This is a genomic window from Meiothermus granaticius NBRC 107808 (assembly GCF_003574355.1).
Classification (GTDB): Bacteria; Deinococcota; Deinococci; order Deinococcales; family Thermaceae; genus Meiothermus; species Meiothermus granaticius.
This window is the reverse complement of sequence record NZ_QWLB01000030.1, coordinates 1-20653: the sequence shown is the minus strand read 5'-3', so window position 1 is coordinate 20653 and position 20653 is coordinate 1. Positions and strand designations below refer to the sequence as shown.

At 62.3% G+C, this 20653-nt stretch carries 19 protein-coding genes and 2 tRNA genes; 6 read left to right on the top strand and 15 right to left on the bottom strand.

The genetic code is table 11. From position 1 onward, the window contains the following. Positions 1-28: 28 nt before the first annotated feature. From argH to Mgrana_RS11185, 3 genes are read right to left on the bottom strand one after another with little or no spacing between them, the layout of a single operon-like run. Positions 29-1411, bottom strand: a complete 1383-nt coding sequence (argH, locus tag Mgrana_RS11195; RefSeq protein WP_119357697.1) for an argininosuccinate lyase — start codon at positions 1409-1411, stop codon at positions 29-31. Further along, positions 1408-1890, bottom strand: a complete 483-nt coding sequence (locus Mgrana_RS11190) for a GNAT family N-acetyltransferase (RefSeq protein ID WP_119357696.1) — start codon at positions 1888-1890, stop codon at positions 1408-1410. Before Mgrana_RS11190 ends, argH begins: the two co-directional genes overlap by 4 nt. Before the next feature lie 11 nt (positions 1891-1901). Next, on the bottom strand, positions 1902-3095 hold the full coding sequence (locus tag Mgrana_RS11185; protein ID WP_119357695.1) for an argininosuccinate synthase: 1194 nt from the start codon (positions 3093-3095) through the stop codon (positions 1902-1904). A gap of 171 nt (positions 3096-3266) precedes the next feature. Between Mgrana_RS11185 and Mgrana_RS11180 the strand changes: the two genes are divergently transcribed. After that, positions 3267-3824 carry a glycerol-3-phosphate acyltransferase gene (locus tag Mgrana_RS11180; protein ID WP_119357694.1) on the top strand — a complete coding sequence of 186 codons (558 nt, stop codon included), beginning with the start codon at positions 3267-3269 and terminating at the stop codon, positions 3822-3824. A 10-nt stretch (positions 3825-3834) separates the two neighbouring features. Here the strand turns inward: Mgrana_RS11180 and hisD are convergent, their stop codons facing one another. From hisD to Mgrana_RS11165, 3 genes are read right to left on the bottom strand one after another with little or no spacing between them, the layout of a single operon-like run. Beyond that, positions 3835-5085 carry a histidinol dehydrogenase gene (gene hisD / locus Mgrana_RS11175; RefSeq protein WP_119357693.1) on the bottom strand — a complete coding sequence of 417 codons (1251 nt, stop codon included), beginning with the start codon at positions 5083-5085 and terminating at the stop codon, positions 3835-3837. Positions 5086-5145: 60 nt separating this feature from the next. Continuing rightward, complete coding sequence (locus Mgrana_RS11170) at positions 5146-5862, bottom strand: DUF3108 domain-containing protein (RefSeq protein WP_371862077.1); 717 nt, start codon at positions 5860-5862, stop codon at positions 5146-5148. A 33-nt stretch (positions 5863-5895) separates the two neighbouring features. Next, positions 5896-6570, bottom strand: coding sequence for a response regulator transcription factor (locus Mgrana_RS11165; RefSeq protein ID WP_119357692.1), 675 nt, complete (start codon positions 6568-6570; stop codon positions 5896-5898). Between the two features lie 158 nt (positions 6571-6728). Between Mgrana_RS11165 and Mgrana_RS11160 the strand changes: the two genes are divergently transcribed. From Mgrana_RS11160 to Mgrana_RS11150, 3 genes are all read left to right on the top strand, one after another. Further along, positions 6729-6992 carry a GlsB/YeaQ/YmgE family stress response membrane protein gene (locus Mgrana_RS11160; RefSeq protein ID WP_119357691.1) on the top strand — a complete coding sequence of 88 codons (264 nt, stop codon included), beginning with the start codon at positions 6729-6731 and terminating at the stop codon, positions 6990-6992. 19 nt (positions 6993-7011) lie between these two features. Further along, positions 7012-7953, top strand: coding sequence for a diacylglycerol/lipid kinase family protein (locus tag Mgrana_RS11155; RefSeq protein WP_119357690.1), 942 nt, complete (start codon positions 7012-7014; stop codon positions 7951-7953). An 85-nt stretch (positions 7954-8038) separates the two neighbouring features. Beyond that, on the top strand, positions 8039-8713 hold the full coding sequence (locus tag Mgrana_RS11150; RefSeq protein ID WP_240631344.1) for a PHP domain-containing protein: 675 nt from the start codon (positions 8039-8041) through the stop codon (positions 8711-8713). Positions 8714-8785: 72 nt separating this feature from the next. Here the strand turns inward: Mgrana_RS11150 and Mgrana_RS11145 are convergent. From Mgrana_RS11145 to gyrA, 4 genes are all read right to left on the bottom strand, one after another. Further along, a tRNA-Asn gene (locus Mgrana_RS11145) sits at positions 8786-8861 on the bottom strand. Between the two features lie 72 nt (positions 8862-8933). Continuing rightward, positions 8934-9953, bottom strand: a complete 1020-nt coding sequence (dusA, locus tag Mgrana_RS11140) for a tRNA dihydrouridine(20/20a) synthase DusA (RefSeq protein ID WP_240631343.1) — start codon at positions 9951-9953, stop codon at positions 8934-8936. A 17-nt stretch (positions 9954-9970) separates the two neighbouring features. Continuing rightward, complete coding sequence (gene ispH, locus Mgrana_RS11135) at positions 9971-10990, bottom strand: 4-hydroxy-3-methylbut-2-enyl diphosphate reductase (RefSeq protein ID WP_119357689.1); 1020 nt, start codon at positions 10988-10990, stop codon at positions 9971-9973. A 118-nt stretch (positions 10991-11108) separates the two neighbouring features. Then, positions 11109-13529, bottom strand: a complete 2421-nt coding sequence (gene gyrA / locus Mgrana_RS11130) for a DNA gyrase subunit A (protein WP_119357688.1) — start codon at positions 13527-13529, stop codon at positions 11109-11111. Between the two features lie 199 nt (positions 13530-13728). Between gyrA and Mgrana_RS11125 the strand changes: the two genes are divergently transcribed. Further along, the gene (locus tag Mgrana_RS11125; RefSeq protein ID WP_119357687.1) at positions 13729-15390 is read left to right on the top strand and encodes a tetratricopeptide repeat-containing diguanylate cyclase; all 1662 of its coding nucleotides are present in this window, start codon (positions 13729-13731) and stop codon (positions 15388-15390) included. A gap of 3 nt (positions 15391-15393) precedes the next feature. On the opposite strand, the gene Mgrana_RS11120 is transcribed toward Mgrana_RS11125, so the two are convergent. The 4 genes from Mgrana_RS11120 to mreB form a co-directional block, all read right to left on the bottom strand. Further along, a complete protein-coding gene (locus tag Mgrana_RS11120; protein ID WP_119357686.1) occupies positions 15394-16356 on the bottom strand; it encodes a Gfo/Idh/MocA family protein in 963 nt (320 codons plus the stop codon). 96 nt (positions 16357-16452) lie between these two features. Continuing rightward, a complete protein-coding gene (locus Mgrana_RS11115) occupies positions 16453-17241 on the bottom strand; it encodes a UDP-3-O-acyl-N-acetylglucosamine deacetylase (RefSeq protein WP_119357685.1) in 789 nt (262 codons plus the stop codon). Beyond that, positions 17234-18229, bottom strand: coding sequence for a UDP-3-O-(3-hydroxymyristoyl)glucosamine N-acyltransferase (locus Mgrana_RS11110; RefSeq protein ID WP_119357684.1), 996 nt, complete (start codon positions 18227-18229; stop codon positions 17234-17236). Before Mgrana_RS11110 ends, Mgrana_RS11115 begins: the two co-directional genes overlap by 8 nt. 25 nt (positions 18230-18254) lie before the next feature. Continuing rightward, complete coding sequence (gene mreB / locus Mgrana_RS11105; RefSeq protein WP_119357683.1) at positions 18255-19301, bottom strand: rod shape-determining protein; 1047 nt, start codon at positions 19299-19301, stop codon at positions 18255-18257. 135 nt (positions 19302-19436) lie between these two features. On the opposite strand from mreB, the gene Mgrana_RS11100 reads away from it, so the two are divergent. After that, positions 19437-20483: a GGDEF domain-containing protein gene (locus Mgrana_RS11100; protein ID WP_119357682.1), complete on the top strand. Its 1047-nt coding sequence runs from the start codon at positions 19437-19439 to the stop codon at positions 20481-20483. A gap of 51 nt (positions 20484-20534) precedes the next feature. Here the strand turns inward: Mgrana_RS11100 and Mgrana_RS11095 are convergent. Beyond that, positions 20535-20610: transfer RNA gene (locus Mgrana_RS11095), tRNA-Gly, on the bottom strand. Positions 20611-20653 lie beyond the last annotated feature (43 nt).

The window sequence follows — 20653 nt, the reverse complement described above, 5'->3', positions numbered from 1 at the left end:
GCTCCCAGCGGGCGCAGGTCATGCACCCCTACACAAGCTCTTTCTTAGCCGCCTTCAAGGCTTCTTGCACTGCTTCCGGCGCGGTTCCCCCGTAGGAGCGTCGTCGGTGAATGGCGGTCTCGAGCCGGGTGAGCTCGAGGGCATCGGCTTGGTAAGCGGGGTGAAAGCCCTGCAGTTCGCTCAAGCTGAGATCGCGCAGCTCTTTGCCCTGTTCCAGACAATGGCGCACCACCCGCCCCACCACGTGATGGGCTTCGCGGAAGGGCACACCCTTTTCCGCCAAGTAGTCCGCAAGCTCCGTGGCTAGCGAGAACCCCGATTCCGCGGCTTTAGCCATCGGCTCAGGGTGCCACTGGAGCCCCGGAAGCATCGCGGCCAGCAGCTTCACCGAGGCTCGGTAGGTGTCGCAGGCATCGAAAAGCGGTTCCTTGTCCTCTTGCAGGTCCTTGTTGTAAGCCAGCGGCAGGCCCTTAAGCACCGTGGCTAGGGCCACGAAGCTGCCCAGCACGCGTCCCGCCTTACCCCGGATCAGCTCCGCGTGGTCGGCGTTTTTCTTCTGCGGCATGATCGAGGAGCCCGTGCTGAAGGCGTCGGGCAGGGTCAGGAAGCCAAACTCAAAGCTGCTGTAAAGGACAATCTCCTCGGCCAAGCGGGAAAGGGTGAGCTGGGCGATGGCCAGAGCCGCCAGGGCCTCGAGGGCAAAATCGCGCGAACCCACCGCGTCCAGCGAGTTGCGCATGGGGCGGGTGAAGCCCAGGGTTTGTGCGGTGAGGTGGCGGTCAATCGGAAACCCCGTACCGGCCAGAGCCGCCGCACCTAAAGGCGACTCGTTGAGGCGGTCGAGGGCGTCCTGAAGGCGACCGGCATCCCGCGAGATCATCTCGTAATAGGCCAGGAACCAGTGCGAGAGCAGCACCGGCATGGCCCGCTGAGTATGGGTGTACCCGGGGAGGATCAGGGGGGGCTCGAGGAAGCGCCCCGCCTCCTGAACCAGCACCCGGCGCAGCACCCCCAGCTCGGCCAGAATCGAGCTGAGCTCCCCACGCAGCCATAGCCGCAGATCCGTGGCCACCTGGTCATTGCGGCTGCGCGCGGTGTGCAGCTTGCCCCCTACCGGGCCAATCCGCTCGATCAGGCGGGTCTCGATGTTCATGTGAACATCCTCCAAGGCCTCGCGCCACTCAAACCGGCCCTCTAGAATTTCCTGCCGCACCTCGAGGAGACCCTGGCGAATCTGGGCCTCCTCCTCAGGCCCAAGGATTCCCTGGTGGGCCAGCATGGCCGCGTGGGCCAAAGACCCCTCGATATCCACCAGGGCCAAGCGTTGATCGAAGCTCCAGGAGGCATTGAACTCCTGCGCCAGCCGATGGGGGGCTTCGGAAAAACGCCCCCCCCAGGTGCGCTGGCTCATGAGCTCACCTCCAGGGTCTTGCGCAGCATGAAGGGGGGTGGGGTGAGGGGGTTGGGGGAGCTGTAGCGCAGCTGGGGGTCCTGGACGAAGCCAAACCGGGTGTACCACTCGAGCAGCCGCGGTTGATCGTAGCGAACCGCCAAACGGACCTCTCGAGCCCCCAGGGCGATGGCCTTTTCCAGCGCGGTCTCCATGAGCCGCTGCCCCAATCCGGTTTTACGGTATTCCCTCCGCACCCCGAGCCTCCGAAGTTCCCATACCCCAATCTCGTGAGGGTGGCGGGTTAGCCGCACCGTACCCACCGCCACCCCATCGGTCTGCGCCAGCCAGACATACCCGCGCGCCAAGTCGGCCTGAACCCTCTCTGCGGTTTCTCGGTGCCCCGAGGAGTCTGGGGCAACCTGCCCCGCCCAGATCTGGCGCACCAAGGCCGCGATGGTCTCGGCATCGGTGGGGAGAGCCGGGCGAATCTCGAGCACTTCCCCCCTCCTCAATCCTTGGGCTGGGCCTTGGCCCGTACCCGCAGCCGCAGGCTGTTCAGCTTGATGAACCCATCGGCGTCGGCCTGGTTGTACCCCCCCTTCTCGTCGAAGCTGACCAGGCTCTTGTCATACAGGCTCAGCGGGGATTTGCGCCCTACGGTGATCACACTGCCCCGGTACAGCTTGAGCCGGGCCGTGCCGGTCACGGTCTGAGCCACATGGTCAAAATAGCTTTGCAGCGCCTCACGCTCGGGTGCGAACCAGAAGCCATTGTAGACCAGCTCTGCATATTTCGAGGCCAGGCCATCGCGCTGGTGCAACACCTCGCGGTCTACGGTCAGGCTCTCCACCGCGCGCCGGGCATGGTAGAGCAGGGTCCCGCCTGGGGTTTCGTACACCCCCCGCGACTTCATCCCCACAAAGCGGTTCTCGACCAAATCAATCCGCCCGATCCCATTGCGCCCCCCAATCTCGTTGAGCTTGGCCAAGAGCGCGGCAGGCGCCAGCTTCTCTCCGTTCACCGCCACCGGATTCCCCCCCACGAACTCCACCTCGAGGTACTCGTAACGGTCAGGGGCCATATGGGGGTCGGTGGTCAGGCGAAACATGCCCTCCGGCGGCTCAGCCCAGGGGTCTTCCAACACCCCACCCTCAAAGGAGTTGTGCAGCAGATTGGCATCCACGCTGTAGGGTTTCTCGAGGGTGGCCGGGACTGGAATCCCGTGCTTGGCCGCATATTCAATCATCTCCGGGCGCCCCACAAACTCCCATTCGCGCCAGGGCGCAATCACCCGGATGTCCGGCTTGAGCGAGTAGGCCGTGAGCTCGAAGCGCACCTGGTCATTGCCCTTGCCGGTTGCGCCGTGGGCGATGGCCTCGGCCCCTTCCTCCTGGGCGATGCGCACCAGGTGCTTGGCGATGAGGGGTCGGGCAATCGAGGTCCCCAGCAGGTAGTACCCCTCATACAAAGCGCCGGAGCGGAACATCGGAAACACAAAATCGCGGACAAACTCCTCGCGCAGATCAAGGGCCTGGGCCTTGATTGCTCCGGTTCTGAGGGCCTTGACTCGGGCTTCCTCTACCTCTTCCCCTTGACCAATATCGGCGGTAAAAGCAATTACCTCGGCACCATAGTGCTCAATGAGCCACTTCAGGATGATGCTGGTATCCAAGCCGCCGGAGTATGCAAGCACGATTTTCATTCATTCACCTCAGAGGCGGGGCACTTGGCCACACAAGCCTCTACAGTACAGCCTAAGCAGATGAAGTACAACCATGAGCCGGGAAAAGGCATGCGCATAAGTATACGGACCCACCTCACCACCGTCAAGGATAGAGCGCCCCCAGATTCCGAATGCGGTAGGGTAGAAGCCATGGCCCTTCTGTATGCAGCCTTGCTCGGGTATCTGTTCGGTTCGCTCCCCTTCGCTTACTGGTTCGGGCTGATGCAGGGCAAGAACCTGATGACTGAGGAGTCAGGCGACCTCGGAACCCTAGGGGCTTGGCGCACCCTGGGTGTGGTTCCCGGCGTGCTGGTGGGGGTTTTGGGGGGGATGAAGGGGTTGATGGCGGTAGCCCTAGGAGAGTTTATGGCTCGAGACCTCAACGGGGGCTTGGTGGCCGGGGCCTTTGCGGTGCTCGGGCACTGTTACTCCGTGTGGCTGCTGGGCCGTGGAGGGCGAGGCCTGGCCCCAGCCGTGGGGGCGTTGTTCGCGGTCAAGCTATCCCTTTTGGGGGCTGGGCTCCTGCTGGTAGGGCTGGCCTATGCCCTCACCCGCAACCCCAACCGGGCGGTGTTCCTGGCCGCACTGGTGTTCCCGCTCTCGAGCCTCTTTATCGGCGGGGGGATGGCCTATCTTTGGTTCGGGGTCGGGGTGGCGGCCCCGATCCTGCTAAGGCATCGGCCCGGCCAGAGGCGAAGCCTCACCTGAGGAGAGCGCTCTAGTCCAGGTTGGTTCGCCGATCCAGGGCCCTGGCGTGGGCTTCCAAGCCTTCTTCTCGAGCCATCCGGGCCCCCAGCCTCGAGAGCCGGGCCGCGGCCTTCTGGGTGAGCCCCACCACCGGGATCACCTTGAGAAAATCCCGCAGGGCCAGCCCTCCCCCAAAGCGGGCGGTAGCCGAGGTGGGCATCACGTGGCTGGGCCCGGCAAGGTAGTCCCCCAGGGCCTCGCAGGAGTGCTCCCCCAGGAAAATTCCCCCCGCGTTGCGCACCCAGCCCACCAGCTCGAGCGGATCGTGTACGGAAAGGCACAGGTGCTCAGGGGCATAGAGGTTAGCCAGCTCCAGGGCCTCCTCCAGGTCCTCTACCAGGACCAATCCGCTTCTGGACAGGGCTTTGCGGGCCACCTCAGCCCGGGGAAGGCTCGAGAGCTGATGCTCGAGCTCCTCGCTGACCCGCTCTAAAAGCTCCCGATGGGGCGAGAGCAACCAGGCCTCGGAATCGGGGCCATGCTCGGCCTGGGCCAGCAAGTCCGCCGCAAGCAGCCGGGGATCGGCGGAGGCATCGGCTATGATCAGGGTTTCGGTCGGGCCGGGCAAGCCCTCCATCCCCACGCTGCCGTACACCTCACGCTTGGCCAACACCACGTAGCGATTCCCCGGCCCCATGATCTTGTCCACCCGGGGCACCCGCTCGGTGCCATAGGCCAGCGCGGCCACGGCCTGGGCCCCCCCCATGGCGAAGAGCCGGTCCGCCCCGGCCACCCAAGCCGCGGCCAAGATACCGGGATGCACCTGCGGTGGGCTCGCCACAACCGTCTCCCCTACCCCAGCCACCTGGGCCGGGACCACCGTCATCAACACGGTGGAAAGGAGCGGGGCACTGCCGCCGGGGACATACACCCCAACCCGGTCAAGCGGGCGCACCAGCTGCCCCAACACCCCCTCCGGGCCTGCCTCGAGGAACCCGCCCCAGGGCTCCCGACGATAAAAGGCCTCGATGCGCTCCTTGGCGGTCTCGAGACCATCGCGCAGCTCTGCATCGAGGGCCTCGTAGGCCTCTCGCCACTGCCGCTTGGGAATTTCTAGCACGGGGTACCCATCCAGCTCGGTGCTGATGCGGTCAAGGGCAGCATCCCCTTCCTGTTCGACCGCGCGAAGGATGCCCCGCACGGTCTCGAGGGCATCCCCGTACTCGAGCGTGGGCCGACGGTTGGCAAAACGAGATCGCAGTTGTTCCGGAGACCTGATCATGAGCTATGGGCCAGCATACCGGATGGCCGCGTGAGGCAAAAGCCAGGAGGATCCCCCCGATCAGCCGTATCGCTTACGGCGGCGGCGACGGCGGCTGGGGTTATGGGCTCCCCCCTCGGGCTCCCCCGCAACCACACGAACCCGCTCCCCCCGGCCCTTCTCCGCTCGAGCGCCAAACTCCAGCCGCTGCACCTCCACCAGCTCGGCTTCAAACACATGCTCCCCCACCTTCTGGGTCAGCCGAACGGGGTAATCCTTCTCGTCAAAATAGAGCAGGCTTAGGCCAGGGCGCAAGCGGTAAACCCGCACCGGTTTTTCCTCGGCATCCCCGGCCTGTTTGAGGGATTGGTCGGGAAGGCGCTCCACATACGCCCGGCCTCCAACCAACTGGAAGGTCTCTACCTCGCCGACCTCGAGGTCCAGCTCGCCTATCGCCAGGATCAGCGAGAGAGGATCGTGCATCTCGCTGAGGTAGGGAATGGCCAGGTCCTCCTTGCCCTGGCTCACCGTGACCAGGCCGTCCTCCCTGGAGAACTCCACCTCCATCACCCGGGTCCCCCCGCCCTCCACCCGTTCGCGGTACCGCCTGGGCAACCCCTCTGCGTCTAGCTCGCTCTCCCAACGCTGGCGGGTTTTAGGTAGGGGCAGCTCGACCTGCGCCTCCAAGGTCAGGCGCACCCCTCCCGAGCGGGGCTCGAGCAGCAAGCGCTGCTCCCCAGCGGCATGCCCCGCGTAGGTGAGCTTGTAGCGCAAGGACTGCGCAGCGGTCATCTCCATGAGGATTATCTTACCTTCTGGTCCCAATCGGCTTTATTGCTCGCGCAATACATATCCTGCCCCACGGATGGTCTGGATCAAGCGGGGTTCCCCCCCGGCCTCGAGCTTCTGTCGGAGTTGCTTAACATAGACCTCAACCACGTTGGCATCCCCAAAGAAATCGGTGCCCCACACCTTGTCCAGCAGCAGCTGTTTGTTCGTCACCCGCTCGGGGTTTTCCAGGAAGGTCTGGAGCAGGCGAAACTCGAGGCTGGTCAGGGTGATCTCGCGCCCCCCCCGCTTGACCATGAAGCTCTCTGCGTTCATCTCGAGGTCGGAGAAGCGCAGCACATTCGGGGCTTCCGCCTGGTGACGACGCAACAAGCTCCGCACTCGAGCGATGAGCACTTCGAAGCTGATGGGTTTGGTGACGTAGTCGTCGGCCCCGGTGTTGAGGCCATGAATCTGGTCCTCGGGGGCATCGCGGGCGGTCAGCATAATGATGGGCAGCTTCTCATCGGCTGCCCGTAACCGCCTAAGCACCTCAAGGCCGTCTATCCCCGGCATCATCACATCCAGAATCACCAGGTCGGGGTAGCGGATCCGGGCCTGGGCCAGACCGGCCTCCCCGCTCTCGGCCAGGTCCACCGCATACCCCTCATACGATAACCCTCGCTTGAGAAAGCTGCGCACACTCGAGTCATCGTCAATCACTAAAACGCGCTGCATAACCCTCCGAATCTCGCACAGTTTTTGGGATCAAGCTGAAGAACGGCTGAGGGTATTCTACCCCAGCCAAGGGGAAGTTCAGCCGCGGTTCAGCGCTGCCTCAGCCCCACCCTCTAGGCTCCTCGAGTCGCCCTAAGGGCCTGAAAGGAGCACAGGATATGGGTTGGATTATTGCTATTTTGGTCGGGGCTTTGATTGGTTGGTTGGCCAGCCTGCTCATGGGAACCGATGCCCGCCAGGGTGCACTGGCCAATATCGTCATTGGAATTGTGGGCTCAGCCCTGGGGCGCTGGCTGTTCGGCGATGTCTTACACATTGGCGGGGCGGTGGCAGCCGGCAGTTTTAGCCTGCTAGGGCTGCTGTGGGGAGTGCTGGGGGCAGTCGTGCTGATCTTTATCCTGAGGGCCTTGCGCCTCCTATAGTTTTGTCTTGTAAACCATTATGCGTGCTACCCTCATCCATAACCCCAACGCAGGCGGGGCCAACAGCCTCGATAGTACTCAACTCCTGTTGGCCCTTAAGTCCGCGGGGTATGAGGCCTGGTTCTCTCCGACCGAAACCCCTGAAGAGCTTGACCCCGTGCTGGCCCATCCCACCGATCTGGTGGTGGCTGCTGGAGGAGATGGCACAGTGCGAGCCGTAGCGGCCCGACTGGCCGGCGGCAGGACTCCAATGGCGGTGGTACCCATGGGCACAGCCAATAACGTGGCTGGGGCCCTGGGTATCTTCGGCCTCCCTCCCCAAAAGATCCTGGAGGGCTTGGCCAAGCCCCGAAAAGTTTGGCTGGATGTAGGACGGGTACAGACCCCCTGGGGGGAAGACCTCTTCCTTGAGGCCGCTGGGTGGGGGATTTTTGCCTCCACCCTCCACACCTACGACCCTGAGGGAGAAAAAAGCATTTTGCGCGGGTTACAGGCCGGACTGCAAACCGTCAGCGGATTTCAGGCCCAGCCCCTGCGAATGTGGTGCGATGGAGAGGCCTTGGAAGAACCGCTGCTGTTGCTCGAGGTGATGAACACCCCCGCCCTCAGCCACCGGGTTCGGCTAGCCCCAGGCGCTGATCCCACCGATGGGCTGTTAGACGTGGTAACGGTGAGCGATACCGCACGCGTTAGCGTGATCGGCTACCTTACCAGTTTGCTGCAGGAGCGGCTCGAGGAGCTTCCCAATGTGAGTGTACGGCGCTGCCAACACATACGGCTGGAATGGGACGGCACACCTTTCCACCTCGATGCTGAGGTGCACCATCAAGATGGCCCTGGTGAAATCGAAATAGAGGTCTGGCCCAAAGCGCTGGAAGTCTGGCTTCCTGCCGCCGAGCCCAAAGACCCGCCCCCACAAGCCTCCCAGCCAAATGCAAATAGCCCTGAGAAGGGTTCTTGAGCGCGAATTCTCGAGTTGAAACATGCCCCCTGAAATCCCCGATAGGACTGCAGAATCAGGTGCCCCAGCGGCTTTCCCCAAAGGGATGATGCGGATTGATTTGCACTGCCACAGTGAGGCTTCCCACGACTGCTGCACCCCGCTTACCAGCTTCCCAGCCCGCTGTGCTGCGCGTGGGATCAACGTTCAAGCCATCACAGACCACAACGAGGTCTGGGGGGCCCAGAAGCTGCAAACCCTAGCCCAGGGCAGTGGCCTCACCGTAATCGTGGGCGAGGAGATCTCGAGCCGCGATGGCGAGTTGATAGGCCTATTTCTCAATGAGAAAATTCCCCCTGGGCTCAGCGCTGAAGAGACCGTAGCGGCCATAAGGGCTCAGGGAGGCTTGGTGCTCTTACCCCATGGCTTTGACCCGCTCAAGCGCTGGCGGCTGAACCCCGAGGCCCTCGAGCAGCTAGCCGACAATATAGATATCATCGAGACCTTCAACGCCCGCATCTCCCGACCGCACTGGAATCGGGTAGCGGTTCGCTGGGCTGAAACCCATCAGCGGCTCCAAAGCGCGGGCTCAGATGCCCATACCCTGGGTCAGGTTGGCGATGCCTGGGTACAAACCCCTCAGCGGCCCATCTGCGGGCCGAGCGATCTTCTTCAAGCCCTGCGAGAGGGCACCGTGATGGGCCACTGGACCCATCCAGCCTGGGCCTTCGTCCTCAAGATGTGGGATTTTGCCCGACCGCGAAGATCCCCTCCGGCTTAAGGAGAGCGCGAACAACCCCAAAGGCAGGGATAAGTAAATGAAAAACCCCCGGTCGGCAGGACCGGGGGGGATTGGCTCCGCGGGTAGGACTCGAACCTACGACCATCCGATTAACAGTCGGACGCTCTACCGACTGAGCTACCGCGGAACGGGTCTCAGTGCGCCCAAGAGCGAACGCTAATATAGCAGAGCCAGCCGCGCTTGGCAAGCTCACCTTTTTCTAGGCCGGCTGAGCAGCCGGGGTAGCCCTTGAAGGGACCGCAACAGCCTCCAGGGCTTGATGCAACACCTCCACTCGAGCCCCCCGCCGGTTGGCCTGCTCCGAGAGTACCCGCCGCCACAGCTTCCCCCCCGGCTGACCTTTGAGCAGGTTGAGCATGTGCCGGGCCACAGCCCACAGCGGGGTGCCCTGCTCGAGCTGGGCCTCGGCATACGCGATCATGGACTGGGCCACCTCGAGCCGAGTGGGGCGCCAGGCCAGGCCATACCCGCGCCAATCGGCCTCAGCCAGCACGAAGGGGTCTTCGTAGACCGCACGTCCCAGCATCACCCCGTCGAGGTGGGCCAGGTGGGTCTGGGCTTCCTCTAAGCTGCGAATTCCACCGTTCAACACAATGTTTAGGTGGGGGAAATCCTGTTTGAGCTGATACACCCACCCGTAGCGCAAGGGCGGGATGCTGCGGTTCTCTGCAGGGGAAAGCCCTTTGAGGATGGCTTTTCGCGCATGCACTACAAAGGTTTGAATTCCCACCCCAGCCAGCCTCTCAACGAAGCGGCAGAGCAGCGGGTAGGACTCGAGGTCGTCCACCCCCAGCCGGTGCTTGGCGGTAACGGGAACCGACACCGCCTGACGCATCGCCGCCATGCACTCGGCCACCAGGTCGGGCTCCTTCATCAAACAAGCTCCAAACCCCCCACCCTGAACCCGCTCGGAAGGGCAGCCCAGATTCAGGTTAATCTGGTCGTACCCCCAGGCTTCCCCGATCCTCGAGGCCTCCGCCAGGGTCTCTGGCGTGCTTCCGCCTAGCTGTAGCGCCACCGGATGCTCGAGCGGGTGGAAATCCAGCAGCTTAGGCCGATGGCCCAGCAGGATGGATCGATCCACCACCATCTCGGTGTAGAGCAGGCTCCGGCGGGTAATTTGCCGCAGCAGGTAACGAAAATGCCGATCGGTCCAATCCATCATGGGAGCGACCGAGAGGGGATGAGGATAACCATGAGCAGAAGGGTTAGGCATCATGCGGCCCCTCCAGCAGTTCACGGGGAAACGGCTTTGGCCCGAAACTCCTCCGGGGAAATTCGGCGCGGCTCGCGAAAGGCGATGTTCTCCCACTCCCCCTCTTCAATCACCTCAAGCTGGGGGTTGAGGGCGCGGAAATGGGCCACCACCGCCTGCACCAAATCCTCTGGGGTAGAGGCGGCGGAGGTAATGCCTACCGAACGGACCCCCTCGAGCCACTCCGGCTGAATCTCCTCAACCGTATTGATCCGCTCGGCCCGGCCCACCAGGCTGCGAGAGAGCTCGAGCAGCCGCATCCCATTGGAGGATTGGAGGCTGGTCAGCACCAGAAATAGGTCTACCTGTGGGGCAATCCGCTTCACCGCATCCTGGCGGTTCTTGGTGGCGTAGCAGAGATCATCGCGGCTGGGCACCACTAACTGGGGAAACCGCTGCTTCAAAATCTCGATGGTGGCCAAGGTGTCATCCACCGAGAGGGTGGTTTGGGTCAGGACCACCAGCTTCTCGGGGTTGGGTACTTGTAGGGTGCGGGGGTCGGCCAGACGGGGATCCCGGCCGATATGGGTGTGCACCGCCACCAGGAAGGTGTGTTCTGGGGCCTCACCACGGGTGCCTTTGACCTCCTGATGATCCGCAGAATCCCCGATCAAGAGGATGGTATACCCCTCCTGGGCATAGCGCTTGGCCTCGGAGTGAACCTTGGTGACGAGCGGGCAGGTCGCATCAATCTGGGATAGCCGCCGCTCAGCGGCCTCCCTGCGCAGTTCGGGGGGAATACCGTGGGCCGAGAAGACCACCGTATCGGCCAGCTTGTGTTCCGCGCGTAGCTGCTCCACCTCAGACAGGTCTTCGACAAAGTGCACCCCGTGTTCAGCCTCGAGGCGCTTCACCACCACATCGTTGTGGACGATGGCGTGATACACCACCAAGTCGCCCTCACCCTTGAGTTCCTGGGCGGCCTTTTCCACCGCCTCAATGGCCATTACCACCCCTGCACAGAACCCTCGAGGCTTGGCCAGATAAATTCGCTCAACCATACCAAGGCCTTACCCTAGCACGTCCGGCAGTAGGCAGGGGTAAGGCAGCATGCTAAGTGAACCTGCCAACGGCCCAACTCGAGGCTCACCTGTCCCCTCGGATGGGCCCTCGGTAAGCTCACTCCTGCAAAGCGATCACAAAGGCCGAAGCCATCTCGTCATCCTCGGCCAAATTCATCACCTTGACCCCGCTGGTCGCCCGGCCATACTGCGAGATGCTGGCCACCTTGGTGCGGATGGCAATGCCCCGCTTGGAAAGCACCAGCAGGTCCTCGGTGCCCTGCACCCGCATCAAAGCCCCGAGCTGCCCCACTTTGTCGTTGGTATTAAAGGTGATCACGCCCTGTCCGCCGCGGCCCTGCAGAGGGTACTCAGAGACGGGGGTGCGCTTGCCGTAGCCTTTGGTACCCACCGCCAACACCTCCCCCTCGTACCCTTGGGGCAACACCACCAAGGAGACCACCTGATCGCTGCGCCCCCCCTTGAAGCGGATGCCGGTAACCCCCTGGCTGGCCCGCCCGGTCGCACGTACATCCGCCAGGTCAAAGCGAATGGCCTGGCCGCTCAGGGTAGCCAGCATAGCTTGATCCCCTTCTTGGGCCATACCGACCGCGATCAAGGCATCGTTTTCCACCAAGTTGATCGCGATGAGCCCCGCCGAGGAAAGGTTTTGGTACTCCCGAATCTCGGTCTTCTTGACCAGGCCCTCTTTGGTGGCAAAAACAAAATAGCCCTCTTGGGTCAGGTCGCGCACGTTGAGCAGGGCCGCCACTTCCTCGCCCTCGACGAGCGGGAGTAGGCTCACCACGTGGGTGCCCCGGGCTTGTCGGCTGGCCTCGGGGAGTTCATGGACTTTCTCGCCGTAGACCCGGCCTCGGTTGGTGAAAATCAGCAAGGTATCGTGCATGGAGGCCACAAACACCGAGATGGCCTCGTCCTCTTCCTTGGTCTTTCCCGCTTGGGCCCCTACCCCACCCCGGCCCTGAGCCCGGTAAGCCTCGAGCGGGGTGCGCTTCATGAAGCCCTGAGCGGTCAGGGTGATGACCATCGGCTCGTCCTCGATGAGGTCCTCAAGGCTGAACCCCTCCTCGAACTCGGTGATCTGGGTACGGCGCTCGTCGCCAAAGCGCTTTTTGACCTCCAGCAGCTCATCCTGCACCACCCGCCATAGCCGCTTCTCATCCTCGAGGATCGCACTAAGGCGGGCAATCTCCTCCATCAGCTCGCGGTATTCCTCCTGGAGCTTTTCCCGCTCCAGCCCGACCAGACGCTGAAGGCGCATATCCAGGATGGCCTGGGCCTGGATCTCGGTCAGGGCGAAGCGGTTGATCAGTCCAAGCCTTGCCTCGGCCGCGTCCTGAGATGCCCGGATCAAGGCGATGACCTCGTCAATATGGTCCAACGCGATGAGGAGGCCCTCGAGGATATGGGCTCGCTCCCGGGCTTTGCGCAGCTCATACTCCGTGCGCCGCCGCACCACCAGAGCCCGGTGGTCCAGGTAGTGCCGCATCATCTGGGGCAGGCTGAGCACTTTGGGCTCGCCGTTCACAATCGCCAGCATGTTCACGCTGAAGGTGGTCTGAAGGCGGGAGTGCTTGTAGAGCTTGTTGAGCACCACCTGGGGGTTGGCTCCGCGCTTGAGCTCGATCGCGATGCGCATCCCCTGGCGATCGGACTCGTCGCGCAGGGCACTGATCTCTTCGATCACGTGATTCTTGACCAAGCCAGCGATCTGGGCGATTAGGTCGGCTTTGTTGACCTGATAGGGGATCTCGGTGAAGACCAGCATGGCCCGCCCATTTTTCTCCTCGTTGCGCACTCGAGCCCGCACCTTGAGGGTCCCGCGCCCACTGGCATAGGCCTCGGCGATGCCCCGGCGGCTGAGCTTGGCCCCGGTGGGAAAATCCGGGCCGGGCAGGCGCTTCAGGATCTCCTCGAGGCCGATCTCCGGATTGGCGATCATGGCCACCAAGGCGTCTACCGTCTCGGAGAGGTTGTGGGGAGGCAGGCTGGTGGCCATCCCCACAGCGATCCCTGCCGCACCATTGACCAGCATGTTGGGCAAAGCCGAGGGCAGCACCTCAGGTTGGGTTTGGGTGCCGTCGTAGTTGGGCACCATGTCTACGGTCTCTTTGTCCAGGTCCTGCAGCATCTCATAGCCCACGGCAGAGATCCTGGCCTCGGTATAGCGAGGGGCCGCCGGTGGGTCCCCGTCCACCGAGCCGAAGTTGCCCTGGCCATCAATCAGCGGGTAGCGCAGGTTCCAGTCCTGGGCCAGCCGGGCCATGGTGTCGTAGATGGCCGCATCGCCGTGAGGGTGGTATTTACCCATCACCTCCCCCACGATCTTGGCGCTCTTGACGTGCTTGCGCGTAGGAACAACCCCATCTTGATAGGCGGCGTAAAGGATGCGGCGCTGCACCGGTTTTAGGCCATCGCGCACGTCGGGCAGGGCCCGGTCCACAATGACCGACATGGCATAGTTGATAAAGCTCTGCTTTACCTCATCGGTAATCTCAATCGGCAAAACCTGGGACATTCATTCGCTCCTATGTAGCGGCAGAAAAAAAGCGCCTGGAGGCACTTGCTGCACTCTTCAGTATACCCCATCCGGGTGGTTATGTCAAAAACATAATGAAGTCCGAAGCCTCTATCCTCGAGCAGGGTTAATCCCCCTGAGGCGGATATGTTTATATTTGGGTAGCTCATAGGGGTATATCCGCTAGCATGAGCCCAGTATGGTCGCGGATACCCCTGCCTCTTTCCTCGAGCCACCTCCCGCTCCGGCTGAGGTGGCGCAGGTCGAGGCTTGGGTGCGGGAGGCCTGGGAAAACCGGCTTGCCAGCCGCACCTACAGTCAGGAACTGAGCCAGAAAGCCCTTGACCTGGCCCGCTCCACCGGATACCTCCAGGGGGAGGGGTATGCCCTGCGCAATCTGGGGTTCTGTCAGTATCAGGCCTCCAATTTCACCGAAGCCCTGCCGCTGCTCTCCGAGGGGCTTCAGATCGCTCAGGTCCTCAACGATGCGGGGCTCGAGCGGGACTGCCTCAACTACATCGGGGCCATCTATGCTGGCCTGGGTGAGCTGGAGAGGGCCTTGGAATATGTCGAGCGCACCTATCGGCTCAACCAGCGCATCGGGGACCAGTCCGGTATCGCCGCCAGCCTCAACAACATCGGCATCGTCTACAAGCAGATGGGCCGGGAGGAGGACTCCGTACGGGCCAAGCTGGAGGGAATTGAGCTGGCCCGTGCGCTCCAGGATCAGCCCCGCGAGGCCTTCATCCTGTGTAACCTGGCCTCCAGCTACATCCCTTTAGGGCGGCTCCAGGAAGCAGTCCAGGTCTCCTATCAGGCCCTCGAGCTGTGCCAAGCCCTCAACCTGAAGGATCTGGAGGCCAAGGTTCGGGTTAACCTGGCCGAGGCTCTGGCCCAGCAGGGCGATCACGCCAAAGCCCTCACGCTGCTGGATTGGGTGCTCGAGCACGCCCAAAACACCGGGCTCAAAGAACCCCTGATCCACTACTGGATCAACGTGGCCACCCTCCACGCCAGCCAAGGCAGCCACACCCAAGCCCTACCCGCCCTGCAACAGGCCCTGCTCGAGACCCAGGCCCTGGGGGCCAAAGACCTCGAGCTACAGGTTCACCAGCGCCTGTGGGAAACCCACAAAGCCCTGGGCAACTTTGAGCGGGCCCTCCAGCACCATGAAGCCTATCATCAGCTTGAAACGACGGTGCGGGCCGAAAGCGTGGAGCGCCGCCTCAAGGTGTTCGGCATCACTCGAGACTTGGAAAAAGCCCGGGCTGAGGCCGAGATCGAGCGGCTGAAGAACGTAGAGCTGGCTCGAGCCCTGGAGGCTTTGCATCAGGCCAACCTGGAGAAGAGTGCGTTGGTGCAGGCTTTAGAAGAGCAGGTGATCCGCGATCCCCTCACCCGGCTCTACAACCGCCGCCACCTCGAGGCCACCCTGGCCAGGGAGTATGCCCAGGCCCAGCACAGCCAGCAGCCCTTAGCCGTGGCCATCGTGGATGTGGACAACTTCAAGCACGTAAACGACCGATTCTCGCACCTGATCGGAGATCTGGTGCTCCAGAAGGTGGCCGAGATCATGAGCCAGAATGCCCGAGAGAGCGATTTTCTGGCCCGATACGGCGGGGAGGAGTTTGTGCTGGTGCTGCCGCAGAGCAACCTCGAGACCGCCCGCCCGGTCTGTGAGCAGCTGCGGCTGGCCGTCGCTGCTTACGATTGGAGCACCATCCACCCCGAGCTCCAGGTCACCATCAGCCTAGGGTTGGCGGCAGACCCCCACCTGCCCAACCACGAAAAGCTGCTAGACTCCGCCGATGCTCGCCTCTACGAAGCCAAGCACAGCGGGAAGAACTGCCTGAGGTACTGACCTCTACCGGGCCATCACCGGCTGAAGGGCCGCCGAGAGCTCCAGGGCCAGCTCGAGCGCCAGCAAATCGTCCTCCAGCGTCACCAGCGGGGGTTCCCCCTTCTGGATGCGGTCTACGAAATGCTTGAGCTGACGGCGCAGCGGGTTATCGTTGTTGAAGGCGGTGCGTTCAACCTGCACCTGGGTACGCCCATTGGGTTCGACCTTATCAGGGTCAGAAGCCCCTAAGGGGGCCCGGTGCAGCGAAAGCTCGGTGTACTCGCTGTTAAAATCCAGCCGGAGCACCTCGCCGGGCTGGGTGATGGTCAGGCTGCGCTCGGCCATGGGGGAGATGCGGCTGGCGGTGAAGAGGGCTCGAGCCCCCGAAGGAAAATCCAGCACCGCCTGGGCATACTCATCCAGGCCATCCACCTGCCGCCCTACCACCGTGTAGCGGTTGGGGCGCTCTTTCAGCAGCAGCAACACCAGGTCCAGGTCGTGAATCATCAAATCCAGGACTACCCCGATGTCCCGAATTCGGCGGTTGTTGCCTACCCGCCTGGCCTCCAACACCCAAGGGCCCCGCACCAGTTGCATCAGATCGGAGACCGCGCGGTAAAAGCGCACGATATGCCCCACCTGCAAGACCAGTCCCCGTTGCTCGGCGATTCGCACTAGCTCCCGGGCCTCGTGGGCGGTACGGGTCATGGGCTTTTCCAACAGCACATGAATTCCGGCCTCGAGGAACATTCTGGCCTGAGCGTAGTGGTGAGAGGTGGGAGAGGCAATGGAAACCGCCTGCACTCGGCCCAGCAGCTCCTCTGGGTTGCTGTAAGCGGGGATCTCGAGGTCCTGCTCAATAGCAGCCTGGCGAAATGGATCAGGGTCCGCCACCCCCACCAAGCGAACCCCCGGAAGACCGGCATACACTTGAGCATGATAGGTACCCATCACTCCTACGCCCACAACGCCGACGTTTAGCTCCATAAAGTCTCCGCAACACGGAAGTAGGGCTTCATGACCTGAATGGGATGATACACCTAAACCTGCCGCTTTCTCATCAAGCCCATCCTAAGCTAAGGCTTATATCTGAAAGCTGGCTGAAAGCTCGGCCCAGGTGGGTTGGAGCCGTCGGGCCAGTTCTACGTGGAGCCGGTGGGAGCCCCGATGCACGACAAAGCGGCCCCGGTACGGCACTCCAGCCAGGTACAAATCCCCCAAGAAATCCAGGGCCTTGTGCATAGCGGGCTCGCGCAACATCCGCAGGGGGGTCAGGGGCTCAGTATCGCTGAACACCAGGGCATTTTGCAGCGAGGCCCCCTGGATTAAGCCTTGAGAGCGCAGCGCCTCGAGCTCACTCAAAAAGCCAAAGGTTCGGGCCGGAGCCAGTTCCGCCAAAGGTGTGGGAGGGCACTCCACGGCTTGGTAACCGATCTTGGGGTGCGGGAATGCGATGGTCACCAGCAGCGAGAAGGCCTCGGCTGGTTGGGCCAGCAGGCTGCTGCGCCCCTCCTCGAGCCGCAGGGGCGCCGGTAGCGACCAGGCTGCGGCGTCTGGGCTCGGGAAGGCCTCGAGGGCCTCGAGCCATTCCTGGGCGCTCCCATCCAAGATGGGGATCTCGGGACCGGTCACCTCGAGCAGCACCCCTTCCCAGATCCCCCGGATGAAGAGGGCCGCCAACAGGTGCTCTACCGTCATCAGCCGTACCCCGTTGGCCCCCAGCACGGTGCAGCGCGCGGTGTCCACAACCTGCGAGGCCAGCGGGCGAAACTCCACCCCCCCGACCCGAAACCGTACCGGCCCCGATTCAGGGTGAATGCGCACGGTAGCCCTTTGTCCGGTATGCAGCCCGATCCCCTCAAGCTCAACCATCTCCCGACCTCAGCCAGCCTCGCAATTTGCGCTCCACCCCCACCAGCCAGTCCAGCAAGGCCAGCCGGCGCCAGTGCTCTCGAGCCGGACGGGCCAGGACCGCCCCGGCCCAGGTCTCCCCTGGGGGAACATCCTTGGCCACCCCGCTGCCCGCGGCAATTCTGGCCCCTCGCCCAATGCGCACATGGTCGGCCACCACCACCTGTCCGCCCATCACCACCCCGTCCTCTACCACCACACTACCCGCCAGGGCACTGCTGCCGACCATTACCACACCCCGACCAATTCGCACATTGTGACCGATCTGGGTGCCATCGCCAATCTTGGTTTCCGCGCCGATGCGGGTCTCTCCCACCACGCTGCGCTGTACCACACACCCCGCCCCCAGCTCTACCCCCTCCTCGAGCACCACCCGGCCCGTGTGGGGCAGACGCTTCCCCTCTTGAAACCCAAAACCGAGGGTTCCCAGCACGGTGCCCGTACCCACCCAGCAGCGAGGGCCAACCAAGCTGCGCCGGTGCAGGGTTACCCGGGCCTCCAGCACCCCCTCTTCCCCCACCTCGGCGTCTTCGCCGAGGTAGCTATAGGGGCCAACCACCGCCCGCGCCAACACTCGAGCCCCGGAGGCCACAAAGGCGTAGGGGCCAACCATCGCGCTCGGGTCTACAGCAGCACCGGCTTCTACCGTAGCGGTGGGATGAACCCCTGCCCCCGTCCAGAGCAGGGGAACCGCGAACAGCTCGAGCAACCGGGGCCAGGCTTTCCGGAGGTCGCGGACCCGAATCCGGCTGACCGCATCAGGGCAAAAGCTGGTCTCATCCAGCACGAGCGCGGCCCCACTCGAGAGCGCTACTTCGAGGAACCGGGGTTCACGCACCATCACCAGCTCTCCCGGAGCCGCCAGATCCGGTGAGGCCAACCCCCGTACCTCGAGGTCTGGGCCCTCGAGCCTTCCTTCAAGATGGGCAGCGATTTGAGAGAGCAACATACATCACGCCAATAGCGGTGAGCCATCAGCGCTTGAGCACGTTATCCGAAGTTACCAGAGCCTCCCGCAGCACATGCAGCATGTCCAAGGCTTTTCCTGTACCCATGGCGACCGCCTCTACCGCGTTCTCCGCTACCACTACCGGTACCCCCGTAGCCTCCTGTAGCATCACATCCAGATTGCGCAGCAAAGAGCCTCCGCCGGTTAGCAAGATGCCCCGGTCAATAATATCCGCCACAAGCTCCGGCGGGGTTACCTCGAGGATCCCCTTAACCCCCTGAACGATCTTCTCCAGAGGTTCATGAAGGGCCTCAACCACATCATCGGTAGAGACCTCGATGGATTTAGGCAGCCCGGTAATCAGGTCCCGGCCCCGTACCTCCGCCACCACCCCCTGGTCGCCCGGCAAGCGCCTTGCAGCCCCAATCTTAATCTTCAGCTCCTCAGCCGTGCGCTCGCCTATCAACAGGTTGTACTTGTTGCGAATGTGGCGAATGATTGAATCATCGAATTCATTTCCGGCAATCCGCAGGCTGGTCGAGCGGACAATGCCCCCCAAGCTAATCACCGCGATATCGGAACTACCACCGCCGATATCCACCACCATGCTGCCGGTAGGCTCGGCAATCTTGATCCCCGCACCAATGGCTGCAGCCAGAGGCTCGTCAATCAGATAAGCCCGCTTGGCCCCAGCTTCAACGATGGCCTGCACCACCGCCCGGCGCTCCACCTCCGTGACCCCAGAGGGCACCCCCACCATGACCTGGGGGCGAAAAAAGCGCACTGGGGGCAAAACTTTCTTGATGAACAGCGTAAGCATCCGCTCGGTCAAAGTGTAATCAGCGATCACTCCATCTTTAAGCGGCCTGGCCGCGATAATGTTACCGGGAGTTCGGCCCAGCATACGGTAGGCCTCGGCTCCAACCGCCTTGACCTCTTTAGAGCCCGAGACCATAGCAATCACCGAAGGTTCACGCAGCACAATGCCCTTGCCGCGCATATAAATCAGCACCGAGGCGGTGCCGAGGTCTATCCCCACATCTTCCCCTCGCAATGAAAACAAGCCAGCCATAGCGATTCATTGTACTTGTTCCCGGGGGAAGGGCAAGAACAAAGCGGGAAGCCCGCTCACCCATGCCATTTCCAGCACGCCTGCGGTCAAACCCCACCGAGAAGCCTCGCGCAAGGTGTTAGATTAATCAAGCAGATGAGCGATCAATCCGTCCCTCCCTATGAGCGCTTCCGGCGGAGCTTTCTGCTAGGGATCATGGGCTTAGGCTTGTTGGCATCGCTGCTATCCCTCTTCATGGGCCAGCGCTCGCCGGGGGTCGGGATTTGGGATAATCTGACCATACCCCTTGTCATTGGGTTGTTCAGCTTCCTGCTGGTGGTGCTATGGCGAAGCTGGATCAGTACTGCCTGGGTCGGTGCGGCCGGATTAATCCTGATGTTTTCATACCAGCTGGGGAATCTGGCCTATCGAGCCACCACTGGGACGCTACAGCGGGAAGGGCTGGGGGATGGCGCCATTTGGTTTGCCTTATTTTTCCCGCTCGCTTTTTTAATCTTACCCCTGCGAGCTGCTCTTCTAGCCTCCGTTGTCTATTACCTAGCCGGGCTGAGCACCACCGCTATGGGCTTGCTGGTTGCCCAAGGAAGCAATGGTCTAAATTTTGCAATCGTCAACCCCATCGGACAATTTTTCCTCAGCCAGCTGGCGCTTTTAGCCATGATCTACCTCTATGCTCACAGCCAGGCTGAATACAGCTCGGTCCACCAAATGGCCTATACCGATGCTTTGACCGGGCTACCCAATCGCCGTTCCATGGGAGCGTGGATTGAACGTGAATTGCGTTGCCATAGTCCCCTTGGTTTCTCAATTCTTTTGATTGATATAGATCACTTTAAACAGATTAACGACTCCCACGGCCATACCATAGGAGATCAGGTTTTACGCGAGGTCGGAATGCGCATCGCCTCGGCCTTGCGGGCGGAAGATGAGGTATGTCGCTGGGGAGGAGAGGAATTCTTGGTTTTGGCCCCCAACACCGATCAGGCCGGGGCCCAGCGGCTGGGCGAGCGCCTAAGTGAGGCTCTAAGAAAAGAGCCTCTTCTTGGCAGTTTATCCCCCACCATCAGCATAGGATTGGCTTGTTGGGAAAAGGGAAGCACCGCCGAAACCCTCATCCAACGGGCCGATGAAGCCATGTATCGAGCCAAAGCGCTGGGGCGGAACCGCTTGGAAGTAGCTTAGCACATAACAATTAAGCTCCCCCCAGGCAGCTTTACCTGGGGGGTTTGGTTATGGAGCGGGAGACGGGACTCGAACCCGCGACCCCAACCTTGGCAAGGTTGTGCTCTACCAACTGAGCTACTCCCGCAAATAATAAAACCCTTGCACTGACCTACTCTCCCAGGACCCTT